This window comes from Gemmatimonadota bacterium (genome assembly GCA_016209965.1).
Lineage (GTDB): Bacteria > Gemmatimonadota > Gemmatimonadetes > Longimicrobiales > RSA9 > JACQVE01.
On the sequence record JACQVE010000072.1, the window covers coordinates 1 to 2,593 of the forward strand.

Annotated in this window: 2 protein-coding genes; one reads left to right on the top strand and one right to left on the bottom strand. The window is 70.5% G+C overall.

All coding sequences use genetic code 11. The features are described 5' to 3' along the window. Window positions 1-2,319 (top strand): 2-oxoglutarate dehydrogenase E1 component (locus tag HY703_03125; protein MBI4544169.1); only part of this gene is annotated, 2,319 nt, incomplete at its 5' end. 25 nt (window positions 2,320-2,344) lie between these two features. On the opposite strand, the gene HY703_03130 is transcribed toward HY703_03125, so the two are convergent. Further along, a partial coding sequence (locus tag HY703_03130; protein MBI4544170.1) for a membrane dipeptidase occupies window positions 2,345-2,593 on the bottom strand: 249 nt, incomplete at its 5' end.

Below are 2,593 nucleotides of genomic sequence, written 5' to 3' on the forward strand. Positions count from 1 at the left end.
CCGGAACGCCGGGAATGGCTGCGCGAGCAGATCGAGTCCGGTGTGCACGCCCGCCCGCTGGCGGCGGAGCAGAAGAAGCGGCTGCTGAGCCGCCTTACGGACGTCGAGGCATTCGAGCAGTTCCTGCACCGCGCCTACCTGGGGCAAAAGCGCTTTTCCGTGGAAGGCACCGACGTGCTGGTGCCAATGCTCGAGCTGGCCATCGAGCGGGCCGCAGCAGCAGGCGCACGGGAGGTGGTGCTGGGCATGGCGCACCGTGGGCGGCTGAACGTGCTGGTCCACGTGATCGGCCGGCCGTACACGGCCATCCTGGCGGAATTCGAGAAGCAGCATGCGGGCACGGGCACGACGGGCGATGTGAAATACCACCTGGGTGCGGAGGGCGCCTACACCACGGCGGCGGGCCAGCAGGTCCGGGTCACGCTCCTTCCCAACCCCAGCCACCTCGAGTTCGTGAACCCCGTGGTCGAGGGGATCGCCCGGGCGCGGCAGACCCGGCAGACCGGCACAGTGCTCGAGCGGGACGAAAACACGGTCCTTCCGGTACTGATCCACGGCGACGCGGCCTTCAGTGGCCAGGGTGTCGTGGCCGAGACGCTGAACCTGGCGGAGCTGGCCGGCTATCGTACGGGAGGTACGCTGCACCTCATTGTCAACAATCAGGTGGGCTTCACAACCTTGCCGCGCGAGGGGCGCTCGACCGATTACGCGAGCGACCTGGCTCGCGGCTTCGATATTCCGATCTTTCACGTGAACGCGGATGATCCCCAGGCCGCGCTGGCCGTCACCCGTCTTGCCCTGGCTTACCGCGAGCGGTTCCACGGGGACGTGCTCCTCGATCTGATCGGCTACCGGCGCTACGGCCACAACGAAGGCGACGAGCCCGCCTACACGCAGCCCGTGATGTATGCGACCATCGAGGGGCAGGCACCGGTCCGACGGCTATGGGCGGAGGCACTGGTGGCCGAAGGAGTGGTCACGGCCGAGGAGGTCAAGGCGACCTGGGACGCCGCGCACCAGCGGCTGATCGTGGCGCAGGACGAGGTGCGGCGCGCCGGCGAGGCGAACGGCGGCCAGAGCGGCCCGCCGCCGCCCGAGCCGGCCACGCTCGAGCCCCCCGTGGACACCGCGGTGCCGGCCGAGTTGCTCCTCGAGCTGGACCAGGAGCTGCACCGCTGGCCGGCCGACTTCGCGATGAACCCGAAGCTGGGCCGGCAACTGCAGCGGCGGGCGGGGGTCCTGGGCGGGGACGGCGCCATCGATTGGGGCCACGCGGAGGCGCTGGCGCTGGCCTCACTGCTGGCGGAGGGGACGCCAATCCGCCTGTCCGGCCAGGACACGGCGCGCGGCACGTTCAGCCAGCGCCACCTGCTGCTGTTCGATGTGAAGACCGGCGCCGCCTACTGCCCACTCGCGCACCTGAGCCGGGCGCAGGCGCCGCTCGAGGTGTTCAACACCCCGCTCTCCGAGATCAGCACGCTGGGCTTCGAGTACGGCTACAGCACGGTGGCGAGCGACACGCTCGTGCTGTGGGAAGCCCAGTTCGGGGACTTCACCAACGTGGCGCAGGTCATGGTCGACCAGTTCATGGCCGCCGGGCGCGCCAAGTGGGGTCAGACCTCGCGTCTCGTGCTGCTGCTCCCCCACGGCTACGAGGGCCAGGGCCCGGAGCACTCGAGCGCCCGACCCGAGCGCTTCCTGCAACTGGCGGCGGAGGACAACATCCGGGTCGCGAACTGCACCACACCGGCCCAGTACTTCCACCTGCTGCGCCGCCAGGCGTTGCTCGAGGAGCTGCGTCCGCTCGTGATCTTCGCGCCCAAGAGCCTGCTCCGCCACCCGCAGGCGACCTCGCGGCTGGCCGACCTCGCGGAGGGCCGCTTCCACATGGTGCTGGACGACGCGGCGGCGCAGGGTCGCCGCGCGGAGGTCACCCGCGTGGCCCTCTGCACGGGCAAGTTCTACTACGACCTGACGACCAGCGAACAGCGCGCGGGGGCCGGCGGGATCGCCGTGGTCCGGCTCGAGCAGCTCTACCCCTTCCCGGAGGAAGAGCTCGCCCGCATCCTGGCCGGCTACCCGGCACTGCAGGAGGTGGTTTGGGTGCAGGAAGAGCCGGAGAACATGGGCGCCTGGCGCTACATGGAGCCCCGGCTGCGGGTGCTGGCCGGGACCAGGCTCGAGCTGGGCTACATCGGCCGGCCCGATCGGGCCAGCCCCGCGGAAGGCTACGCCATTGCCCACGAGCAGCAGCAGGCCGCCATTATCCAGGCGGCGCTGACCACGCCGCGGCGCGCGCGCCGCGCCCGCACCGCGTAGTACACAGGATTAGTGAAGCCCTGCACTATTGGTCAGGACCAGGGCGAGCGCCCGCCACGTCCGCCAGGGATGCGGCGCGCTCGGCCTGCAGCCGCGCCGCCACATCCTCCATGCGGCGCATGGCGCGCAGCAGATTGAGCCCGGCGATCTTCTTGAGTTCCTCCTCCGTGTAGCCGCGGCGCAGCAGCTCGGCGAACAGGTTGGGAAAGCCGCTCACGTCCTCCAGTCCCACGGGCGCGGCGTCGATGCCGTCGAAGTCCGAGCCCATGCCCAG